24 protein-coding genes and 1 tRNA gene are annotated in these 22,706 nt (G+C 38.8%); 9 read left to right on the forward strand and 16 right to left on the reverse strand.

The genetic code is table 11. The annotated features are described in order from the left end of the window. Positions 1-30: 30 nt before the first annotated feature. Positions 31-681 carry a TatD family hydrolase gene (locus tag B2V92_RS10265; protein ID WP_293307519.1) on the reverse strand — a complete coding sequence of 217 codons (651 nt, stop codon included), beginning with the start codon at positions 679-681 and terminating at the stop codon, positions 31-33. 248 nt (positions 682-929) lie between these two features. Here B2V92_RS10265 and B2V92_RS10270 point away from each other — a divergent pair, with 248 nt between their 5' ends. Next, positions 930-1,463: a thioredoxin family protein gene (locus tag B2V92_RS10270; protein ID WP_293307521.1), complete on the forward strand. Its 534-nt coding sequence runs from the start codon at positions 930-932 to the stop codon at positions 1,461-1,463. A 95-nt stretch (positions 1,464-1,558) separates the two neighbouring features. On the opposite strand, the gene B2V92_RS10275 is transcribed toward B2V92_RS10270, so the two are convergent. The 8 genes from B2V92_RS10275 to B2V92_RS10310 form a co-directional block, all read right to left on the reverse strand. Further along, entirely contained in the window at positions 1,559-1,765 is a 207-nt protein-coding gene (locus tag B2V92_RS10275; RefSeq protein ID WP_293307523.1) for a hypothetical protein, read from the reverse strand. Positions 1,766-1,941: 176 nt separating this feature from the next. Continuing rightward, positions 1,942-3,675 (reverse strand): glycoside hydrolase family 3 protein, encoded by a 1,734-nt coding sequence (locus tag B2V92_RS10280; protein ID WP_293307525.1) that lies wholly within the window; start codon positions 3,673-3,675, stop codon positions 1,942-1,944. Positions 3,676-3,738: 63 nt separating this feature from the next. Next, positions 3,739-4,332, reverse strand: coding sequence for a nicotinate (nicotinamide) nucleotide adenylyltransferase (nadD, locus tag B2V92_RS10285; RefSeq protein WP_293307527.1), 594 nt, complete (start codon positions 4,330-4,332; stop codon positions 3,739-3,741). A 16-nt stretch (positions 4,333-4,348) separates the two neighbouring features. Then, on the reverse strand, positions 4,349-4,732 hold the full coding sequence (locus tag B2V92_RS10290) for a type II toxin-antitoxin system VapC family toxin (protein WP_293307529.1): 384 nt from the start codon (positions 4,730-4,732) through the stop codon (positions 4,349-4,351). Next, positions 4,732-4,935: a type II toxin-antitoxin system VapB family antitoxin gene (locus B2V92_RS10295; RefSeq protein ID WP_293307531.1), complete on the reverse strand. Its 204-nt coding sequence runs from the start codon at positions 4,933-4,935 to the stop codon at positions 4,732-4,734. Before B2V92_RS10295 ends, B2V92_RS10290 begins: the two co-directional genes overlap by 1 nt. Positions 4,936-4,971: 36 nt before the next feature. Continuing rightward, positions 4,972-5,538 (reverse strand): guanylate kinase, encoded by a 567-nt coding sequence (gmk, locus tag B2V92_RS10300; RefSeq protein WP_293307533.1) that lies wholly within the window; start codon positions 5,536-5,538, stop codon positions 4,972-4,974. A gap of 61 nt (positions 5,539-5,599) precedes the next feature. Continuing rightward, complete coding sequence (locus tag B2V92_RS10305; protein WP_293307565.1) at positions 5,600-6,463, reverse strand: YicC/YloC family endoribonuclease; 864 nt, start codon at positions 6,461-6,463, stop codon at positions 5,600-5,602. A 380-nt stretch (positions 6,464-6,843) separates the two neighbouring features. Beyond that, on the reverse strand, positions 6,844-7,572 hold the full coding sequence (locus B2V92_RS10310; RefSeq protein ID WP_293307535.1) for a lysophospholipid acyltransferase family protein: 729 nt from the start codon (positions 7,570-7,572) through the stop codon (positions 6,844-6,846). A 230-nt stretch (positions 7,573-7,802) separates the two neighbouring features. Here B2V92_RS10310 and B2V92_RS10315 point away from each other — a divergent pair, with 230 nt between their 5' ends. Together B2V92_RS10315 and B2V92_RS10320 are read left to right on the forward strand one after the other, a co-directional pair. Continuing rightward, complete coding sequence (locus tag B2V92_RS10315; protein ID WP_293307537.1) at positions 7,803-8,522, forward strand: hypothetical protein; 720 nt, start codon at positions 7,803-7,805, stop codon at positions 8,520-8,522. 7 nt (positions 8,523-8,529) lie between these two features. Further along, the gene (locus B2V92_RS10320) at positions 8,530-9,240 is read left to right on the forward strand and encodes a hypothetical protein (protein ID WP_293307539.1); all 711 of its coding nucleotides are present in this window, start codon (positions 8,530-8,532) and stop codon (positions 9,238-9,240) included. A 349-nt stretch (positions 9,241-9,589) separates the two neighbouring features. Here B2V92_RS10320 and rnc read toward each other — a convergent pair whose 3' ends face one another. The 3 genes from rnc to B2V92_RS10335 all read right to left on the reverse strand — a co-directional run bounded on the left by rnc (position 9,590) and on the right by B2V92_RS10335 (position 11,924). After that, a complete protein-coding gene (gene rnc / locus B2V92_RS10325) occupies positions 9,590-10,318 on the reverse strand; it encodes a ribonuclease III (protein ID WP_293307541.1) in 729 nt (242 codons plus the stop codon). A 95-nt stretch (positions 10,319-10,413) separates the two neighbouring features. Then, positions 10,414-11,667 (reverse strand): beta-ketoacyl-ACP synthase II, encoded by a 1,254-nt coding sequence (fabF, locus tag B2V92_RS10330; protein WP_293307543.1) that lies wholly within the window; start codon positions 11,665-11,667, stop codon positions 10,414-10,416. A 20-nt stretch (positions 11,668-11,687) separates the two neighbouring features. Next, positions 11,688-11,924 carry an acyl carrier protein gene (locus B2V92_RS10335; protein ID WP_008508386.1) on the reverse strand — a complete coding sequence of 79 codons (237 nt, stop codon included), beginning with the start codon at positions 11,922-11,924 and terminating at the stop codon, positions 11,688-11,690. Positions 11,925-12,082: 158 nt separating this feature from the next. Between B2V92_RS10335 and B2V92_RS10340 the strand changes: the two genes are divergently transcribed. From B2V92_RS10340 to B2V92_RS10350, 3 genes are all read left to right on the forward strand, one after another. Then, a complete protein-coding gene (locus B2V92_RS10340) occupies positions 12,083-12,502 on the forward strand; it encodes an IPExxxVDY family protein (protein WP_293307545.1) in 420 nt (139 codons plus the stop codon). A gap of 152 nt (positions 12,503-12,654) precedes the next feature. Next, entirely contained in the window at positions 12,655-14,085 is a 1,431-nt protein-coding gene (gene pyk / locus B2V92_RS10345) for a pyruvate kinase (protein ID WP_293307547.1), read from the forward strand. Positions 14,086-14,174: 89 nt separating this feature from the next. Continuing rightward, positions 14,175-14,259 (forward strand) — tRNA-Ser (locus tag B2V92_RS10350). A gap of 65 nt (positions 14,260-14,324) precedes the next feature. Here B2V92_RS10350 and B2V92_RS10355 read toward each other — a convergent pair. Beyond that, positions 14,325-14,753 carry a winged helix-turn-helix transcriptional regulator gene (locus B2V92_RS10355; RefSeq protein WP_293307549.1) on the reverse strand — a complete coding sequence of 143 codons (429 nt, stop codon included), beginning with the start codon at positions 14,751-14,753 and terminating at the stop codon, positions 14,325-14,327. 134 nt (positions 14,754-14,887) lie between these two features. Here B2V92_RS10355 and B2V92_RS10360 point away from each other — a divergent pair, with 134 nt between their 5' ends. Next, complete coding sequence (locus B2V92_RS10360) at positions 14,888-15,991, forward strand: alkene reductase (RefSeq protein WP_293307551.1); 1,104 nt, start codon at positions 14,888-14,890, stop codon at positions 15,989-15,991. Positions 15,992-16,092: 101 nt separating this feature from the next. Here B2V92_RS10360 and B2V92_RS10365 read toward each other — a convergent pair whose 3' ends face one another. Then, entirely contained in the window at positions 16,093-17,001 is a 909-nt protein-coding gene (locus B2V92_RS10365) for a helix-turn-helix domain-containing protein (RefSeq protein WP_293307553.1), read from the reverse strand. Positions 17,002-17,063: 62 nt separating this feature from the next. Then, a complete protein-coding gene (locus B2V92_RS10370) occupies positions 17,064-17,867 on the reverse strand; it encodes an SDR family oxidoreductase (protein WP_293307555.1) in 804 nt (267 codons plus the stop codon). 337 nt (positions 17,868-18,204) lie between these two features. On the opposite strand from B2V92_RS10370, the gene ppsA reads away from it, so the two are divergent. Further along, a complete protein-coding gene (ppsA, locus tag B2V92_RS10375; protein WP_293307557.1) occupies positions 18,205-20,817 on the forward strand; it encodes a phosphoenolpyruvate synthase in 2,613 nt (870 codons plus the stop codon). 53 nt (positions 20,818-20,870) lie between these two features. Here the strand turns inward: ppsA and B2V92_RS10380 are convergent, their stop codons facing one another. Then, the gene (locus B2V92_RS10380) at positions 20,871-21,734 is read right to left on the reverse strand and encodes a DMT family transporter (protein WP_293307559.1); all 864 of its coding nucleotides are present in this window, start codon (positions 21,732-21,734) and stop codon (positions 20,871-20,873) included. Positions 21,735-22,191: 457 nt separating this feature from the next. Between B2V92_RS10380 and B2V92_RS10385 the strand changes: the two genes are divergently transcribed. Continuing rightward, positions 22,192-22,706 (forward strand): DPP IV N-terminal domain-containing protein (locus B2V92_RS10385; RefSeq protein WP_293307561.1); only part of this gene is annotated, 515 nt, incomplete at its 3' end.

The raw sequence follows: 22,706 nt of genomic DNA on the forward strand, positions 1-22,706 counted from the left end.
GTGTATCTGTGCTAATCTGTGGTTAATTATTTAAACGAATTTATTCCAGTCGGCAAAAATACGAGCTTTGAGCTCATCTACTGTACATTTTTTTAAAATGGCTGCCACTTTATAAATTTCCTGTATTGAAATATCGGTATCATCGGTTTCTAAGAAAAAATGATCCGTACTTTCAATCAATTTTGCTGCACCCGAATTTTCTTTTAAGGCAGTTATTCCGAACGAAAGCAGAAAACCTTTATCCAGTAATTGTTTGCCAAGTCCTTCATTTTTATTAAAACCATGGATAATCATCGGTACCTTAACTTTTAAGCGGTCTTTAATGGCGATTAATTCTGAAAAGCATTTCACACAATGTAAAATCAACGGTTTATCGATTTTTTCAGCCAATTCGATCTGTTTTTCTAAAATAAGGATCTGATTTTCGAGATTTTCGCCCCTTAACCGATCTAAACCACACTCTCCAACTTGTTTAACATTTGATTGATTGGCCACAACGCTCAGGTATTTCATCTGTGGCTCTAATTGGTCAATTTTTGCAAACCAGGGATGCAGACCTACAGAAATCGGTTTTGTTTTAGGCATCGCCAAAAAGATATCGCTGGTTAACGACAAACTTTGGATGCTGATTACCCCTGGCTGAGTGGCAACTTTATGGGTATGTATGTCTAAAAAATCCATTGGTTAACAAAGATAATGTTTTATGGAGGAGGTGTGATGGAAGATGGAAAATGTATGATGGGAAATTGTTGGAAAAGAATAAATTGATTAAACCTTTTTCGCATAGAAAAATCCATTAATGACCAATGACCAATGACCAATGACCAATGACCAATGACCAATGAATATAGTTGATATGTAAAGAATTTGCTAATAATCTATCGCATCACTAGACTTTATTAAATTTGTGTTTATTATTCTAAATAATCATGAAAAGATTAGTCATTTTATTAACTGCTGTATTGATTTCGACTGCTGCTTTTAGTCAGGCGAAAAAAGAAGGCGTTCATATCTATAATCCACAGGCTGATGCCAAGGCAGAAATCGCTACGGCAGTAGCAAAAGCAGCGAAAGAAAATAAACATGTTTTACTGCAGGTTGGCGGAAACTGGTGTACCTGGTGTATTGCTTTCCATAATTTGGTTGACAGTACCGCTACTTTGAAAAAATACATTAACGATAATTTCGAAACCGTTTTGGTTAATTATAGTCCTGAAAATAAAAACGAAAGTGTTTTGGCCAGCCTAGGTTATCCCCAACGTTTTGGTTTCCCTGTATTTTTGATTTTAGATGGAAAAGGGAAAGTGCTGCACATCGAAAATTCTTCTTACCTGGAAACAGATGAAGTTGCAGCTAATGGCAAAAAGAAAGTTGGGCACGATGTAAAAAAAATCACCTCGTTTTTAAAAGGTTGGACCACTACAGCAGTAAATCCTGAAACTTATAAAGCGAAAGCTAAATAGAGGTTGAAGGCAGAAGGTTTAGGGCTTAAGGTAAAAGCAGATCGCCTAAATAAATAAAAAAGCCGTTCGGATGTAAAATCGGAACGGCTTTCTTTTTAGTCATCAAGTTCATCTTCGTCTTCATCATCGAGGTTTAGCTCGTAAGATGATCGTGACGCCCTGTCGGCCTGCTCCAGCAGATCTTTATCATGTTCAATACTGGTATCATCGCCACTAATTTCGTTGATATTTTCTACGTCGTCTTCCCTGCGTAATGCATCGTTCGGATCGTTTGAATAATTATCGTCTTCTGGATCTATCATAACTTTGAGGTTTTATCATTAGATAATCGTTTTAAAGGCGAAATTGTTTTGAGGAAAAAGCTTAAAGACTAAAGGAGAAAGACCAAAGACTAAAGCTGAAAGACCAAAGTGAAGTACAATCTGTCAAATCCGTGTCTCTGTGGCAAAATACCTATTCTTCGTGCCTTTGTTGTCAATTACAGACCTTCCCCAAATTTATAAAACGGTGCCACACTTACCGGTAATTTACCTGTTGGCACTAACCGGTTATTAATTACAGCTGCGGCAGAAATCTGCATGAAATCTTCTTTCTGGTAAGCCACAACCAAACCCTTGCTATTTTCTAAACCAGAAAGGCTAGCTAAATTATATGGGTTGGCAAACAGGGCAAAAACTGCATTTTTAGCCGATAATTCTTTAATAAAGTTTTTTACACCAGCGTTTAAAGGCATATTATTTGCCGGTCTCGATCTGCTGTCGTGTATACCTACAATCACCTGGTCAAATGCACCGATTTCGCGGGCAATGTTCGAAATTTGTGTAGCACTTGCGTCTTTATCGAGCACATAATAAACAGAGTTGTAATAACCTTTCGAAATCTCTTTTTGGAAAGTGGTAACCGAAGGCACACCGATGCTGATAATTGCTGTTCTCCTGATCGGGATCAGGCGTTTGATATAATCTTTACCCTTTACCAATGTTACCGAGGCATTGGCCAGCTCCTGCACCAAAGCGTTGCTAGAACTGCGGTTTACGCCTGCAACAACACCCTGGGTTACAATTGTATCGCGTTTAGCTAAACCCGCCCAGTATTTGGCGGTTAATATTTTGCGTACACTCTGGTCAATTTCGGCCATGCTTATACGATCCTGCCTTACGGCTTTACGAACCAGTTTTATAGCCCTGTCGCTATTTTCTGAAAGTTCTATAATGTCGTTTCCTGCGATGATACCCATTAAATCGGCTTCGCCATCTTTGAAATATTTTACCACGCCTTTCATATCCATGGCATCAGAGATGATCAATCCTTTAAAGCCTAATTTTTCCTTTAAAATACCTGTAACAATAGGCTTAGATAAGGTAGAAGGCAGATTTGGTGTAGCATCTAATGAAGGGATGTTCATATGGGCAATCATTACACCAGATGCACCTTGTTTAATCAGCTCTTTAAAAGGATACATCTCAAGCGTATCTAAGCGCGTTGCCGAAAAAGTAAGCTGTGGCAGGTCGTAATGCGAATCTACATCGGTATCGCCATGACCAGGGAAGTGTTTCAACGTAGTTAATAAACCGCCATCCTGCATGCCTTTCATGTAAGCAGCAACTTTTGTGGCTACATTGTATTTATTCTCACCAAAAGAACGGTAGTTGATTACCGGGTTTTTAGGGTTGTTATTGATATCCGCATCAGGTGCTAAATTCATCTGCATCCCCATGCGTTTGTAATCTTTAGCAACTTCCAGGCCCATTTTGTACAAGAGTTCTTTGTTTTGGATAGCGCCCAAAGTCATTTGGTAAGGATAAGATACCGTACTATCCAAACGCATCCCCAAACCCCATTCTCCATCGTTTGCTACAATAAGTGGCACACGGCTTAATTTCTGATAGGCATTGGTGGCTAAAACCTGCCTGCCCGGACCTCCCTGAAAAAAAATTACCCCGCCCAATTGCTCTTTTTTAATTACCTCACCAACCGAATCGGTATATTTTTTACCCAGATTGGTATGCGCCCGCACAAAAAACAATTGTGCAATACGTTCCCTGCGGTTAAGTCTGTTAAAAACCGAATCCACCCATTTAGGTTGATTGGCCAATAATTCTAAATAGGTTTTTTGTTGTGCGCCTGCAGAAAATGCAATGCTGCAAAAGGCAAAAAGTATAAATAAATTTTTTCTCACGTGTTTTGTTGTATCAGCTGCTAAATTAATCATCTAAAGCCTAATAAAACAAAAACCAATCCAAGTAATTGATTTAATACAATATGTTGTGAATCTTTACCTGTACATGCCTTTGCCTTCAATAAAATCGACAACTTTATCGGGCAGGAAAAACTGTACATTCTTTTTCTCTTTAACGGCCTTACGGATAAAGGTTGAAGAGATTTCCATTAAAGGAGTATTGGTAAAAGTAATTGCAGGATGGTTTTCCCACTCGCTCACATCAGCACCCGGACGTGGGTATACATAAATTTGGTAGTTTTTTAGCAATACCTCGTAATTTTTCCATTTCTTGAATGATACTAGGTTATCTGCCCCCATAATGAGTACAAATTCTTTTTCAGGATATTTTTCGTGGAGATAGGTTAAGGTATCAATGGTATAAGAGGGGTGGGGCAACGCAAATTCAATGTCGCTTACACGGATGTGCTCTGCATTTTCGGTAGCGAGTTTGGCCATTTCCAAACGATCGTACATGTTGGTTAAACCGCTTTTATCTTTTAATGGATTATGTGGGGAAACCACCAGCCAAACTTCGTCAAGCGCCGTATGGTTAGCCATATAATTGGCAATAATTAAATGGCCGGTGTGGATTGGGTTATACGAACCGAAGAAAAGACCGGTTTTAAGTTTACGATGTTCTGTCGACATTTTTCCAGTTTTCAGTTTACCAAAGTGTTTTAGTCTTATAGAAGCTAAAGTTTTGGTCTTTTGTTAAAATCGTCAAATTTTCAGAAATGCCTTGAGCAATCAAAATCCGATCAAATGGATCGCGATGATGAAAATCTAATTCATTTAGCTTAATAATGTGATTAAAGGAAATAGGCAATATTTCTATTTGATTGTGATCTAAAAAGTCTAAAATTTTGTCGAAATCGGCACTTAAAGAAAGTTTATTTAATTTTGATTTTATAGCAATTTCCCAAATGCTTGCAATGCTAATAAAACATTGATTATTTAAATTTTTAATCTCGTCAACTATTTTCTTTGGTAAAGAAGAATCGCCATTAATAAACCAGATAAAAGCATGCGTATCTAACAGAAACTGCATTACATATAATCTTTAAAGTCTTCTAATGGTTCATCAAAATCTGCAGACATTTTAAAGAAATCTTTAGCATAGCCAAATTGCCTTTCTTTTAATTTTTTATCAGTTTTAGATTTTTTCTTTAATGATGAGACAAAATCAGATACTTGCTTCTTCAGGTCCGAAGGCAATGAAGATATTTGGCTATATAATTGAATATCAGTCATCAATCAAATATAAACATTTCTGTCTTTTTTCGAAAACTATTTCTTCAAGAAGTCCCCCACCAACTTCTCTGCTTCTGCACAGGCTGTAGCCAGGTCGTAATTTTTTAAGATCACGTCAAATTTATCCGCATAAAGCAGTTCTTTTTCGGCTTTGATAAAACGTTCCTGTAATTTTTCAGCACTATCTGTTCCGCGGCCGCTTAAACGTTCTTTTAACACCTCTAATGATGGTGGCTGAACGAAAATAGCCAAGGCATCCTCTTCGTATTTTCTTTTTAAACGAATCCCACCTTCTACATCGATATCGAAAATTACATGTTTGCCATCGTTCCAGATACGTTCTATTTCGGAGCGTAAAGTGCCATAGAAAGTTCCGTTATAAACCTCTTCAAACTCCACAAATTCCTGATGGGCAACTTTGTGTAAAAACTCTTCTTTACTGATAAAATAGTAATCGTTTTCGTGTTGTTCGGTGCCTCTCGACTCGCGTGTTGTGGCAGAAATAGAAAAGCTCAGCTCAGGAAACTTTTTTAATAAATGGTGTACTATAGTGGTTTTACCTGCTCCTGATGGTGCCGAAAATATAATTAATTTGCCTTGCATGCTTTTTTAAAGTTTTGCGATTGGCGTCTGGCGTTAAGCGCTTATTGCTTTCCGCCTAACGCTACAACACATTCAGTAACTGTTCTTTGATCTTTTCTAATTCTTCTTTCATCCCTACAACAAACTGCTGCATCTGGGCATCATTTGCTTTCGCTCCCATGGTATTAATTTCGCGTCCGATTTCCTGTGAAATGAAACCCAGTTTTTTGCCATTTGCTTCCTTGCTGGTTAAAGTCTGCAGGAAATAGTCGCAATGGCTTTTTAAACGTGTTTTTTCTTCTGTGATATCTATTTTGTCGATATAATAGATCAATTCCTGCTCAAAACGGTTCTGATCGATATTTACTTTACCAACGGCATCATCTAAAAACTGGGTGAATTTATCGCGGATAGCCGAAATCCTTTTAGGTTCCAGTTCCTCAACAGATTTAAAATAAGAAAGGATATTTCTGATCCTTAATTCTAAATCGGCCTTTAAAACCCCACCTTCATCTTCTCTAAACTTATTGAAATTGGTAAGCGCTGATGTGAAAATCTGAAATAAATGGTTCCATTCGTCTTCAGTTACACTTTCTTCCTTGTAGCTAATCACATCAGGAAAAGTTAAAGCTGTTTGCAACAGGTTGCTGCTTTCGGCACCCAATTCGTTATTAACGGCAATAAGTTGCTTGTAATAGTGGCTTAACAGTGCGGTATTGATTGTAGCACCCGTAACCTCGCCATTGGTGCGTTCTACATTGATGCTCAAACTTACCTTTCCACGTTCGATATCTTTACTGCAGATATTGCGCAGGATGAGTTCTTTATCAGAAAAAGCTTTAGGGTATTTTAAATTCAGCTCCAGGAATTTACTGTTGAGCGATTTGATTTCGACACTATACTTTGCATTTGCATAATCGGCTGTTGCTAAGCCGTATCCTGTCATGGATTTTATCATGTGCAAAGATAGGCTTTTAAGCGGAAAGGAGAAATAATATTGTTAGAGGTGGCGGAATTGGGACTAGCTAAGGATGCTAAAATTGTCTTCTTGGCATTTTGAAAACGAATGTTCTCTAATTCTTAGGGAACTGCAGCCCCGCTTTTCATTACAAGTCCTCGCTGCGCTGCGGGCTTTTCATTTCAATCGGGTTTATGTACAACGTGGGTGGCTTTTGGTTCGGGCCTGTTTCCCACAATGTGCCAACCGATGTTTTTAAACCTGATGGGAGTGAGCATCCCCGATTTTTCATCGGGATAAAACGGACAGCAGGACTGGCTTATCCAAAAGTGCCGGAGCCCTCTTTTTCCAATAAAATAGATTTGATATTACTTTTTCAGCATCACCAAAATAACATCAAATGTTTTTTGCTTCAATTCTTCTAAATCCTCTGCTACCAAACCTTTTACTTCTATAGCTTCGCCGAATACAGTTCTAATCAATCCAGGGTTTAACAAAAGTGGATCAGTACGTGGCAAATGTGCCCTGCTGTTCAATATTGCAAAAGGTAAAACCGGCGTTTGGGTTTCTATAGCCAGACGGAATGCTCCGTCGTAAAATGGATTTAAAGGCTGATCGGATTTATTCATCGTTCCTTCCGGAAAAATCAAAATTGATTGTCCATCGGCCAGGTCTTTCCTTAGTTCGGCTACAGAGTGATCGCGGCTTTCTCTGCTGCTCCTGTCTATCATCACCACCAAACGTTTATAAATCCATCCGAACACAGGGATTTTAAGCATTTCGATCTTTCCCAATGGACTAAACGCCTGTGGAATGCAGATTACAATGGCTACGGCATCTAAAAAAGAACTGTGGTTGCCCACGTAAATGTATGATTTGGAAGTATCAATTTTTGTTCCATTGGCCGAAAACCAGAGGCAAGTTAACAGGCTAAAACCCCATGCCCAGCATTTTAAAAAATAGAAAGAGATTTTCCTCCCTGTTTTCTCTTTAAAAATGCCCATACTAATGATAATAAAGGGGCAAACGATGAGCATGAGCAGGAAAAATGCAATTGCCGAATACAATAAATAAAATCCGCCCAGTAGTTTTCTCATAGAGATTAACGTTTCTTTAACAGTTTGCAAGGTTAACAAATGTTAATTTTACAAAAAATATCTGATAGATAAATATTTAATGCTCTTGATCTTAAACATCCCGAATGCAATGGTGATGTAACAATTAAAGCAGAAACAAACAACAAAACCGATTAACTGTTAGCTTATTAAAGCTTCAGGAATTTATTTTTATTGCAAAAAGCATATTTCAATTTATAATTGAGCACTCCATGATGAAGCATTTGAAAATAATCTTTCTACTGGCCATACTAATGCAGGGCTTAACCATCAAAGCACAGGATTTTGTATTTAAAGGTGTAGTGATAGAAAAAGGTTCGAATGTGCGTGTAGCTTTAGCAGGGATTACCAATTTAAGGAGTAAAATGGGCGCCAGCAGTAACGATATCGGAATTTTTCAGTTAAAGGCGCGTATAGGCGACACCTTGTTGGTTACCAAGAAAAACTTGATCGATCAAAAGGTGGTTATCAGTTCAGATGATGACCTGGTAATATATCTTGTAAGGGGAAGTACCATGCTTGAAGAGGTGACGATTAAGGGCCAAACAAAAAAACAGGAGATGGAAGCGATTAAGAGAGATTTTAGACGAAATGGTTCGTTTTTCGAAGGTAAACCACCATTAATCCTCTTAAGTCCATTTGGTGGCAGTCCGCTTACATTTTTCTACGAATTATTTGGGAAAACACCAACCAGGGCTCGTAACTTTAACCGGTATTATAAAAAGGAACTGGGTTTGCTCGAAGTGGATAAATTCTTTAATAAAACCCTGGTTACGGATAATACGGAATTAAGGGGGAAAGAGCTTGACAAATTTCTGCTCGATTATTACCCAACACGCAGTATGGTAAACAGTTGGAACAATTACGATGCTGTTAAATACATCAAACAATCGGCCAAGCAATATACCGATACTTTGAAACACACAAATTAGCTACACAATGAAAAACTTTAAATTTGCCGTCATACTTTTCGTTCTTACCTCAACCGGCTTTATCTCGAAAGCACAGGAATTTATTATTAAAGGGGTAGTGATCGAGAAAGGTTCAAACATCAGGATTGCCTTATCAGAAATTACCAACTTGCGCACGGGCATTGGAGTAGGGAGTAATGATATCGGTATGTTTCAGCTCAAAGCTAAAATTGGCGACACTTTATTGGTAATTAAAAGAGACCTGATCGATCAACGTGTGGTGGTAAACAGCGAAAAAGATCTTGTTATTTACCTGGTTAGAGGGAGCACCACTTTAGCCGATGTAACCATTGTTGGCAACACAAAAAAACAGGATTTAGACGATATTAAGCGCGAATTTAGAAATAAGGGCGTATACAATGGAGGGAAAACCTCATTCCTGTCGGCTATATTTAGTCCGTTAAATGCTTTATATAACCTGATAGGTACCGATCCTAAAAATGCCCGTAGGTTTGGCCGATATGCCGATAACGAGATCAAACAATCGCAGATTGATGTTTATTTTAACCAAACCATTATTAAAAACAATACCGAACTAAGGGGCGATACATTAGAGAAATATATGCTGAACTGTCGACCTGAATTTGATAAAGCCCAATATTGGAACAGCTACGATTATATTAAGTATATTAAAGAATCGTCGAAGAAATTTACGGATACGCTGGGGAAGGGGAAGTAGGGGTTGTTCTCAGTCCTTAGTCCAGAGTCTTTAGTCCTGAGTCGAATTGATATCAGTTTAGAGTTGGGGGGAGTTGAGAGTCGGAAAGTCCGATGTCGGAGGTACGAAGTTTAGTCGCCAAGACAGTTAACTGATTAACCAGTTTATACAATTAACCGTTTGTGCCAACAATTTAACAATCCCAACAATAAAGCAATCGCTAATAAACAAGTTTAATGCAGTTTGGCGTTGTGCGATTAGCGTATTGCGGTTAATTAACCAATTTAAACAGTTAACCGATTAACCAACAATCCCAACAATAGAGCAATTCGCTGTTAACCAATAAACAAATGACAAGTGAACCAATGAGCTAAATACTCAACGCTTCGCAAGCCTTCTCTGCGGCTAATTTCTCTGCATTTTTCTTGTTATAATCTCTTCCGGTACCATACTGTTCGCCTTCTACGATGGCACTGATGGTAAACAGTTTGGCGCTTTCGCCTTCACTATTCTGCACCAGTTCGAACATTACATCCTTGCCGTGGCGTTGGCACCACTCAATGAGTTTACTTTTGAAGTTGGTTTCTGTTTGTTCCAGGGTGTGGATATCGATATGTGGTTTTACAATTCTACGCAACAAAAACTCTTTGGTAAAGTTGTAACCTTTATCCATGTAAATGGCTCCTACAATCGCTTCAAAAGCATCGCCGAGCATCGAATTATGTTTGGTTTGGATACTTACCGAACGCTGATCGAACTGGATAAGCTTATCGAAACCGATTTTCTTGGCCAGTTGGTTTAAATTAGCACGATTTACGATTTTTGAACGCATTTCGGTAAGGAAACCTTCTTCTTTGTACGGATAGTGCTTAAAAAGCAGCTCGGCTATTACCGAGCCTAAAACCGCATCGCCAAGAAACTCCAGTCGCTCGTTACTGCTTCTGCTTCCGTTTTTTAAAACTTTTGCAACAGAACGGTGCCTGAACGCCATTTTATAAAGCGTAACATTACCCGGAACAAAGCCTAAAATATTTCTCAGCTTCTTAACAAACTCCTTTTCAGGAGAGAGATAGAGTTTATATAATTTTAATATCGGCATTAAATAAATAACACAATTAACGGCTAATTAGCATATTTAACTAAGTTATCTATTTTTAATTAGCATACAAAATTATATAGCAGCGCTGTTTTAAATTAATCTTCGTATTTCTTGAAAATCACAGAAGCGTTATGGCCACCAAAACCGAATGTATTACTTAAAGCAGCCCTAACAGTACGTTTTTGCGCTTTGTTGAAAGTAAAATTCAATTTAGGGTCAAATGCAGGATCATCTGTAAAGTGATTGATTGTTGGAGGAACAATATCATTTTTAACAGAAAGGATTGCTGCAATCGCCTCAATAGCTCCGGCGGCACCCAAAAGGTGACCCGTCATCGATTTGGTAGAACTGATGTTCAATCTGTAAGCATCTTCACCAAACAATGTACCAATGGCTTTGGTTTCACTAATATCGCCCAGTGGCGTAGAAGTACCATGTACATTGATATAATCTATATCAGCAGTTGTTAAACCAGCATCTTTTAGTGCATTGGTCATTACCATTCTAGCGCCCAAACCTTCAGGATGTGGTGCGGTGATGTGATTGGCATCAGCACTCATTCCACCGCCAACAAGTTCTGCATAAATTTTTGCACCCCTTGCCTTTGCATGTTCAAGTTCTTCTAAAATAATGGTTCCTGCACCTTCACCGGCCACAAATCCGTCACGGTCTTTATCAAAAGGACGTGATGCAGTTGCCGGATCATCGTTACGTGTAGATAATGCATGCATGGCGTTAAAACCACCCATACCTGCTTCGTTAATGATTGCCTCAGAACCACCGCTGATGATTACATCGGCCATACCCAAACGGATATAGTTAAATGCATCGATCATTGCGTTTGTAGAAGAAGCACATGCCGAAACAGTTGCAAAATTTGGCCCACGCAGGCCGTATTTGATAGAGATATGCCCAGGGGCGATATCTACAATCATTTTAGGAATAAAAAATGGATTGTATCTTGGCGTACCATCTCCCTTGGCGAAATTCGAAATTTCATCAAGGAATGTTTTCAATCCACCTATGCCCGCACCCCAGATTACGCCGATTCGGTTGGTGTCTAATTTTTCAAAATCAAAACCACCATCCTTCACCGCTTCTTCTGTTGATACAAGGGCATATTGTACAAACGGATCTAATTTGCGGGCTTCCTTTTTATCCAGAAAATCTTCCGGATTAAAGTTTTTTACCTCGCAAGCGAATTTAGTCTTAAACTTTTCAGTGTCAAAACCCTTAATAGGAGCAGCGCCACTCACCCCGTTAGTCAACCCTTCCCAAAAATCAGGGACATTATTGCCTATAGGAGTGAGCGCACCCAACCCTGTTACTACTACTCTTTTTAATTCCATTTATACTGAAAAAGCGTATTCTATTTAACGTTTTTTTCCAAATAAGCAATCGCCTGGCCAACTGTACCGATGGTTTCAGCCTGATCATCAGGAATAGCTACATTGAATTCTTTTTCAAATTCCATAATCAACTCTACGGTATCTAAAGAATCTGCACCTAAATCGTTGGTGAATGAAGCCTCTGGCGTAACTTCGCTTTCGTCAACACCTAGTTTTTCTACGATAATAGCCTTAACTCTTGAAGCAATATCAGACATAATTTTATAATTTAATGGTTAAATAATTCTGTGCAAAGAAAAATAAATTCTTACAATTTTCAAATGTTTTTATTTCGATACGTAATTTTGGTATCTCAATAACACAGCGAATATAGAATTAGTTTTTTAATTTCGTTCTGTAAATAATTTATTTCGCTTTGAATAAGACTTACCTAAAACTTACCTTAGACCTTGATTTTATACTAATTGCGATCACAGCACCCCTAAAAGACTATGTGCTTTGCCACAAAATTAATACCCGGCTAAACACACAATTTGAAAAAATAGATGACCACGAAATATTTTTTAATATTGACGAACCTGTCTGGAGTTTTTCCAAATATTACTTTTTTGTAGAGCAGGGTGAGGTAGAATACTACTTAATATGCAATAAAAGCAGCGATGGTTTCCTGATCCCGGAGATGAATAAGGTAGATTTTTTTATTATCATTAAAGAATTTATCGATAAGGAAGATCTCGATTATCTGATTAACGGGCTGAATAAACTACCTGATATTCAGGTTGCTGCAAAAATAGATCCAACCAAGTTAAAGAGTAAGGAGAATTTGGTAATATAAAAATTATATACTTGGTGTATTAAATACACTATATTTGACGGTTACAAACAAAGAACAAAAGAACAAAATATATAAAATTTAATGCAGTTTGATTATTTTAGATAATAATTAATGCTTTCTTAAACTGCATTGCTAAAAATCAATTAAATTAAATGAAACCTTTTCATTCGAGAACTAAAATTGTAGCCACGCTTGGGCCTGCATCAGCAAAACCAGATGTATTATATAGTATGTTTAACGCTGGGCTTGATGTTTGCCGGTTAAACTTTTCGCACGGATCGCAGGCAGATCATCAGGCTGTTTTGGATACCATCCGCGATTTAAACCAGAAATACGATTATAATGTAGGTATCCTTGCCGATTTACAGGGGCCTAAAATCCGTATCGGTTTGGTAAAAGAAGGTGGTATTAACCTGATCAACGGTAAAACTACCGTAATTACAACCAACGAATGCATTGGTAACGAAGAGCGTATTTACATCACTTACCAGAATTTCCCTCAGGATGTTCAGGCGGGTGAGATTATCCTTTTGGATGATGGAAAACTTCAGATGAAAGTTTTATCTACCAATTTAAAGGATGAGGTAGTTTGCGAAATCGTTCACGGTGGTATTTTAACTTCAAGAAAAGGTGTAAACCTTCCAAATACTAAGGTTTCTATTCCTTCTTTAACACCAGAAGACCGCGAAAACTTAGAATTTGTATTAGAAAATGATGTAGAATGGATTGGTTTATCTTTTGTGCGTAAGGCAGAAGATATTATTGAGCTTAAAAAAATAATTGCTGAGCGTGGTAAAACTGCCCGCGTAATTGCGAAAATTGAAAAACCGGAAGCTATTGCCAACATCGACGAAATTATTGCCGCAACTGATGGTATCATGGTTGCCCGTGGTGATTTGGGTGTTGAATGTCCGATGGAAGAAGTACCATTGTTGCAGAAAATGATTGTTGCCAAATGTAGGGCAGCTTCTAAACCTGTAATTGTGGCTACACAGATGTTAGAAAGCATGATTACCACCCCGCGCCCTACGCGTGCAGAGGTAAATGATGTGGCCAACTCTGTTTTGGACGGTGCTGATGCGGTAATGTTAAGTGGCGAAACTTCTGTTGGAGAATTTCCTTTGATCGTTATCGAAACCATGCAAAAAATTATCCAGAACATTGAGGAGAACAACTATCCTTTCAATCCGGATAAGTTTTTAAAACCAAAATCACCATCTTTTTTAAGTGATGCCATCTGCGATTCGGCCTGTTTCTTAGCGAAACAAACCAATGCCGTAGGTATTGTATCGATGACTTTGAGTGGTTACACTGCTTTCGAAATCTCGAGCCACAGACCAGAGGCATTAACCTTCATTTTTACCAGCAACAGGGCTTTGTTAAACGCGGTAAGTTTACTTTGGGGCGTTAGAGGTTTCTATTACGATAAGTGGGAAAGCACCGATAATACCATCATTGAAGTTAACGAATTCTTAAAAAGCAAGAAATTGGTTAAACAGGGCGATATTGTGATCAATACTGCTGCTATCCCAATGGAAGCAAAAGGAAAAACAAATATGTTAAAAATTACGGTTATCGATTAATTTCTGACTGATATTTAAGAAAATGCTTCCGGTTTTACATCGGGAGCATTTTTTTTACCAATAAAAAATATATTTTTGCAACCCAGCACGGAGAGGTGTCAGAGTGGTCGATCGAGCACGCTTGGAAAGCGTGTGTACTGCAAGGTACCGCGGGTTCGAATCCCGCCCTCTCCGCATTTTTTTCTATAGCAGCAGTAAGGTATTTCTACCCTGATAATTGATAGACTGGATATTTTAAACTAAGCAATAGCGGCGTTGTGTACCTTTACCATGCTCTGGTAGGTTTGGCAACCTGAGCCTGAAGGTTCGGCCACAATGGTATCAGCCGCAATCAAGGGTTTCAAAATGCTCCTGTTCTGGTCGCCCCAGTAATTCATGGCATCAATAACAGGCATCAGGGATTTTCCGAGGTCGGTAAGAAAATATTCAACTTTCGAAGGATATTGCTGATAGATGGTTTTACCGATAATGCCGTGGTTTTCAAGTTCCCTTAACTGTGTATTTAGCACTCGTTTACTGGCATCGGATAGTGCCCGCACCATTTCGCTTGGCCGTACAATGTCTAATGAGATGGCATTCAATATGGCAGGTTTCCATTTTCCGTTTAATACTTCGCGGGTGAGGTGCAAACCGCAATCGAGTGGCAATGGGATTTTTCTTTCGTACATAGCCTGATGTTTTTCTTACAAAGTTAATGATAAGATACGCCTAAACCCAGTGGGGAGAAATTTATCCCCCATTAAGAAATTTACCCCTCATTGTCAGTAATTACCCGCTGAGCTAGGTTTGCATAAAAAAAATTATGTCAGATCATATTCCACCACTTTTCAAAAGTTTTCAGCTTGGCGATCTTGAGCTTCAAAACCGTATCGTAATGTCGTCGCTCACCAGAGGGAGGGCAACAAATCCTGAACTGGTACCCACAGCAATCATGGCTGATTATTATGGCCAGCGGGCAAGTGCCGGACTTATTATTACCGAAGGTACCTGGGTTAGCAAAAAAGCAATCGGGTTTATCAATGTTCCCGGTATTTATACGGAGAAACAGGTAGAAGGCTGGAAACTGGTTACAGATGCAGTACACAAGAATAATGGGAAAATATTTGTGCAGCTGGGACATTGTGGTTCGGCCAGTCATCCCGACTTTTTTGATGGCGAAATACCCAGAGGCCCCTCAGCAATCAATCCACAGTTACAGTCATTTACACCAGAAGGTTTTAAGGATACCGTAACCCCGGTTCCATTTACACTGGAGGAGATTAAAGAAACCGTTAACGATTATCGTAAAGCTGCCGAAAATGCGCTTAAAGCGGGTTTCGATGGCGTTGAAATTCATGCACAGATATATACCCTTATTCCACAGTTTTTAAGTGCGGCCACCAACCAGCGTAAAGATGAATACGGAGGCAGCATCGAAAACCGTTCGCGCATTCTTTTTGAGATCATTGAAGCCTTAAAAACGGTTTGGCCCACCAAAAGGATCGGGCTCAAATTTACTCCTGCCGCTTTCAATCCGGGTATATTGGTGCCCGATAGCGAAACCATTGCAACTTATCAGTACATCCTTAAAAAGCTGAACAGTTATGATCTTGGCTATGTACAATGGGTTGCACCAGCTGTTGATCTTGCCGGTACAGTAATCGAAGCTCTAGATGATGATTATTTTGCACATCCACGTACAATTTACAAGGGCAGTTTAATGGCAAACGGCGGTTTTACATTTACCAGTGGCAATAAAATCATTGAAGAAGAAACTGCCGATCTGGTTTCATTTGGAATGCCATTTATTGCCAATCCAGATCTTGCTGAACGGTTTAAGCAGAACCTGCCATTGGCAACAGCAGACCCTGAAACATTTTATGCTGGAGGAGAAACCGGTTATACCGATTATCCTAATGCAATATAAACCTTTAAATGATTGCCAAAGGGGTTGATCATTATCACATTGGGCTGCGCAGTTGCTTGGGAAAACAAAAAAGCGTAGCCCATTTGCGGCTTAAAGGTTAATCAATTAAAAGATAACCTAAATTCTCCTGGCGATAAATTTGTTTTGGTTTTAAAGAATTTGCTAAACGATTGAGGATGCTCAAAGCCCAGTTGATAGGCAATTTCGCTTACGGATAAACTGGTAACCAGCAGCTTTTCTTTAGCCTTTTCAATTAATTTTACATGGATGAGCTGTTGGGTATTTTGCCCGGTTAACGCCCTGAGCATATCGCTTAAATAGCGTGGCGAAAGATTAACTTCTGCAGCAAGATACTCTACTGTAGGCAGGCCCGAAACCAAAGATTTTTCATCTGCAAAATAAATGTCCAGTAAATGTTCTATTTTGGTGAGCACATCGTTGTTAACCACTTTGCGGGTAATAAATTGGCGTTTGTAAAAACGGTTGCTATAATTGAGCAATACCTCGATATAGGAAACAAGCACATCCTGACTGATTTCATCAATGGAGGTATTAAGTTCGTTGTTGATATTATCAAAAAGCCCTAAAATAACTGCCTTTTCTTTTTCCGAGAGGAACAGCGCTTCGTTGGTTTCGTAAGAGAAAAAGCCATATTTTTTTATTGTTGTACCCAAAGGATAGTTGCGGATGAAATCGGGATGGAACAAAATGGTAGCCCCAAAATATTGTGCATCATTGTCTACATAAATCAATTGATTGGGGGCTGTAAACATCATACCTCCTTCATTAAAATCATAATAGCCCTGTCCATATCCCATTCTTCCTGTGGTTGAATATTTATAGGATATTTTATAGAAATTAAGTAAGAACGGACGGTTCAACAACTCGGTATTGGTGGCCATCTGCGAATTATCGACCAAACTGATCAGCGGATGCACAGGTTTTGGTACACGCAACAATTCGTGTATTTCAGAAATTGATTCGATCCTTAATGGGTTTTTCTTTTCCATAAAGCTTAAAAATACAAATATTAGGGCAACACAGATTATTATGGCCGCATTGCCCCAAATTATTATTGTCCTAAAAATACTTTTGCAAACTCTGCTCTAAAAGCTTCATCACCTTTTTCCAGCCGTTGTGCATATAAGGCTTTTGCATCTTCGCCAGCTACATAACGCAGTTTGTTTTTTGCGTCTGTGGCCGCTTCGTACACTACTTCGGCAATTTGCTCCGGCGAAGAGGCTGTTTCCATCATCGAGCCAAAACCGGCCATCATTGATTGTACCAATGGATCATAATCTTCATTGCTTGCCAAATCTAAAGAACGACCTGAAAAATCGGTTGTAATTCCACCTGGCGATACGGTTTTGATGTTTACACCAAAAGTGTTCAGCTCAAACGACATGCTTTCGCTCCAGCCTTCAAGTGCCCATTTAGTAGCATGGTAGGTTGACCCCAACGGGAAAGCAATTAAGCCCCCGATAGAAGTAGTGGTGATAAACAATCCATCTTTTTTTGCCCTGAAATATGGGATAAAAGCCTGTGTAACCCTGATTACACCCAATAAATTGGTGTTAAGCTGTTTTACGATCTGTTCATCATTAAGCGCTTCCAATGGGCCGATTAAACCGTATCCGGCATTGTTGAATACCACATCTACGCCTTGTGCAATTGCTTCTCTAGTGGTTGAGTGGATCTGGCCTATGTTGGTTACATCCAGAGGTAGTACGGTAATATCGTTTAAAGTGGTTAATTCTGTTTCATTTTCGGGATTACGCATAGTGGCGATTACTTTCCATCCCCTGCTTTGAAATAATTTGGCAGTAGCTTTTCCTAAACCTGTAGAAGCTCCTGTAATAAAAATCGTTTTTTGCATTTTCTAATGTTTTAAATTGATAATGCAAAATTGGACCGAAAGGAAAACTTCTACGTAGCCTAATTGAGTTTGATTGTAGTATAAATGGCGGATTTTGGATTTTACTGAAGTTAAAGCTTAAATTATTCTTCCAAATTAGACCTTAACCTGAGAAAAATAATGACGAGTTATTGTTTCTTCGTTGTAAGGATAACGTTGGTTTCTTGATCATTATTGCGTTTTGAAAAATATACCCAAAAAACGTTGATATCGTGGTTTTTAGCTTATATTTTTGGATTTGTTCCCTTAAAAATGTGATTAAAAGGAACAGATTTCTACCAGATAAAACAAGAATAATATGGGTAATTATGTAATTGGTTTTCGGGAAACCGGTAGGTTGGACATTTTAAAAGTTGGTGGTAAAGGAGCCAATTTAGGAGAACTATCCAAAATTGAAGGTATAGTTGTGCCTGATGGTTTTTGTATTAGCACTGAAGCCTACAAAAAGATCACAAAAAACAATCCACAGATTAAAACTTTAATTGATCAGTTGACCGATCTTAATGCCGAAGATCGGATTGCGGTTACTGAAATCGGGTCAAAAATCAGGTCAGCTATCGAAAATATAGCAATTCCAACAGTTATAGCTGATGAAATTGAAATTTATGTCGGGCACTTTACTGAAAATGAATCATTTGCTGTACGATCAAGCGCTACCGCCGAAGATCTGCCTACGGCATCATTTGCAGGTCAGCAGGATAGTTATCTTAATGTGATTGGCATAGAGGATATTTTATTGCATCTCAGTAAATGCTGGGCATCTTTATTTACCGATCGTGCTATTATTTACCGCATTCAAAATCAATTCGATCATCATAAAGTGCAGCTTTCTGTAGTGGTGCAGAAAATGATTTTTCCCGAAGCAGCCGGGATTCTGTTTACGGCCGATCCTATAACGGGTAACCGTAAGGTTTTATCTATAGATGCCGGCTTCGGATTGGGCGAAGCCATGGTTTCCGGCTTAGTAAATGCCGATAACTACAAAGTGCAGAATGGCGATATTACCGATAAAAAAATATCAACCAAAAAACTGGCTATTTATGCTGTAAAAAGCGGGGGGACCATATCAAAAGAGGTTGAAGCTGAACAACAAAATCAACAGGCGTTAACAGATAGTCAGATTTTACAGATCGAAGGTATAGGGAGAAAAATAGAAGCACATTTCGGTCAACCACAGGATGTGGAATGGTGCTTGGCCAATGGTTTATTTTATATTGTACAGAGCAGACCGATTACAACATTGTTCCCAATCCCTGATGCAGGTGACCAGGAAAATCATGTTTATATATCAGTTGGCCATCAGCAGATGATGACCGACCCTATGAAGCCCTTAGGGCTATCTTTATGGCAGTTAAGGGCAGCCAGGCCTATGTTTAAAGCTGCCGGCAGGTTGTTTGTGGATGTGACGGATAGCCTGACTACGCTTACGGGTACAAAAAGCCTCATAGAAGCCATGGGGCAGCACGATCCATTGATCAAAGATGCATTGATCAGCATTACAGAACGCGATTTTATAAAAAAGTTACCAGATGATGGGAAAGGTCCTGCGATTGTTAAAAGCACTAAAGGTCTATCGTCGGCAGCTATTTTAGCACAGGTAGGGAACAATCCGGCAATTGTTTCTGAACTGATCAAGAATGCTGAAGCCTCTTTGGCGCTACTGAAACAAAATATCCAAACGAAATCGGGAACGGATTTATTTGATTTTATTGTTGAAGATATCGAACAATCAAAGAAGATGGTATTTGATTCTCAGCACATCGGGGTCATCATTGCTACAATGAATGCCGCATCATGGATCAATGATAAGATGGATGAATGGCTGGGCGAGAAAAACGTAGCCGATGTACTTTCTCAATCGGTATCAAACAACATCACTTCCGAAATGGGTTTAGAACTACTTGATGTTGCAGATGTAATCCGTCCTTATCCTGAAATTATTGGTTATTTACGGGAGGTAAAAGAAGATCATTTTTTAGATAAACTGCTTCAGTTTAACGGTGGTGCTGAGGTTCGCGATGCCATTTTAGCCTATCTGAATAAATATGGTATGCGCTGTGCCGGCGAAATTGATATTACCAATACACGTTGGATCGAAAAACCATCCATACTGATCCCGATTATCCTGAGCAATATTAAAAACTTTGAGCGCCATGCGGCAAAGCAGAAGTTTGAAAAAGGTTTAGAAGAAGCACTAAAAAAAGAAAATCAGCTTTTGGATAAGCTCGCTTCTTTACCTGATGGTGAGCAAAAAATCAGGGAAACAAAAGAAATGATCAATCTGCTGCGCAATTTTGCAGGTTATCGTGAATATCCAAAATATGGGATTGTTAGCCGTTTCTTTGCTTACAAACAGGCTTTACTTAAAGAAGCCGAAAAATTGGTGCAGGCCAATGTGATTCAGGAAAAAGAAGCTGTTTATTACCTCACTTTTGAAGAACTGAGAGAAGTGGTACATACGAACAAACTCGATTTACAGCTTATCATTGAGCGGAAAGAAGAACACCGGTTATTCGAAAAACTGAACCCGCCCCGTGTAATTACATCCGATGGTGAAATCGTAACCGGTAAATACAAACACGAAAATCTTCCGGCAGGGGCGATTGTAGGTTTGGCGGTTTCTTCGGGCACTATAGAAGGCAGGGCACGCGTAATCCACAATATTGATGGCGCCGACCTGGAAGACGGGGATATTTTGATAACCACTTTTACCGACCCCAGCTGGACACCGTTATTTGTAGCCATCAAAGGTTTGGTTACCGAGGTTGGTGGCTTAATGACCCACGGAGCGGTTATTGCCCGCGAATATGGCCTGCCCGCAGTTGTAGGAGTAGAAAATGCAACCAAACTGATCAAAGATGGGCAACGGATCAGGATAAATGGTACTGACGGTTATATCGAAATCATTTAGTTTTTCAATATACAAAAGGGCGCTAATCAGCGCTCTTTTGTATAAAGTCTTAACTATTTTCTGATCGAAATGAATGTTTGTAAAATAACCGAGGTCATTACAAAAGCTAAACCTATATAAAAAGAAATATTGAGTTCTTTACCCTCATTAAAAAATATAAAAGCCAATATAATGGAATATACGGGTTCGAGGTTAAAGCTTAGATTTACCGTAAATGCAGGGATACGTTTTAAAGATTCGGCAAATAAAACATAAAGTCCAACGGTGCAAAAAGAAGCCAATAAAATGAGATAGGCTGTATCTTTCAAATTTGGTATTACACTTTCAACAGGAAAGAAATGCAGATAAACCGGAAGTAAAATGCCTAAACCAATTGTACCGCCGAGCATCTGATAATAGTTAATTAACCTGCTATCGTAAACCTTTACCAATCTTTCGTTATAAATGGTATAAAGCGCAGCAAATGCCGATGATATCACACCTAAACCAATCCCCAATTGATAAGAGGAGTCGAAATGGAAAATCAGCGCAATACCGAACAGCGTAAGTAAGCTTAATAAAATTTCAGACAGGTTAAACTTTTGTCTGTTGATGAGCGGGGCAAAAACTGCAGTAAAAAAACTGGTTAAACAATAACACACCACACCAACCGAAATATTGGAATATTTGATGCTTGCATAGAAAAATACCCAGTGCACCGTAATAAACATTCCGATTTTAGCGATATCGAACTTTTCTTTAAGTTTAATATTGGTTGCAACTTTAAATAGTTTTAAAACCAGCAATAAAATAATAGCCGAGAAGAATACCCTGTACCAAACTAAAAGACCTTCGTTAAGGGAGATAAGTTTACCGAAGATGCCGGTAAAGCCTGCAAGTATTACCGCAAAGTGTAATACCAGATATGATTTTTTCATAAAAAATAGCTGCTGCCCAAAAAAGGACAGGAATAAATATCAATAAATAAAATAGTTTGCAATGTCGAAATACCGGTTTAATAAACCAGCCGAACCTTTATTGCATACAATAGGTTACTTATTAAAATTTTGGAGGGGAAATGCAGCTACTGATGTTCATATCTTTTGTTTGTGCTAAAAGTAGGGAATTTAATTGGAAGAAGCTATAGGAGATTGTTAAATAGTCGGAGGTCAGATGTCCGAAAGTCCGAAGTCATAATGTGAAAAAATAGCCTCCGGCTTTGCGACCTCTGTGCCTTTTCCTAGATGACGACACTTTTTAGCGAAGTTTGTTAATGTTAACTCTCCGCTCAACACCCTCTGCCCTCTGCTCCATGCACTCCACCTAAATTTTGTATCACGATTAATACCAATCATTTGCTAAAACAGTATTATTTTTATCGCAAGATTAACTAACATGATGAATAAATATTGGCTTACCGTAACGGCTTGTACTTTGGCCATTGCGGCAAATGCTCAACAAAAAATTTTAACCCTAAGCGATTACGAAAGGGCTGAAAGTTTTATGAGCTACAACACCGCAAAGTATATCGACAATGCCAACGTACAACCAAACTGGCTCGAAGGAGATAAATTTTGGTACAGTACCAAAAACAATGGCGCCGAACAAACTTTTCTGGTAGATCCGGTAAAGAAAACCAAAACCCCAACCACGGATTATAAAAGTAGCGAAACTTCACCACGCCGCATGGGTGGCCGTAACGAAGTTTTATCGCCCGATGGCAAAAAAGCCATTTTAATTAAAGATTATAACCTTTTTGTTAAAGATATAGCCTCAGGACAATTAACACAGCTTACTACCGATGGCATTAAAGATTACGGTTATGCAACTGATAATGCGGGCTGGAAACATAGTGATGCCCCTATTTTACGCTGGTCGCCCGATTCGAAAAAAATTGCAACTTTTCAGCA

The organism is Pedobacter sp. UBA5917, from assembly GCF_002432345.1.
In the GTDB taxonomy this organism is placed as follows: domain Bacteria; phylum Bacteroidota; class Bacteroidia; order Sphingobacteriales; family Sphingobacteriaceae; genus Pedobacter.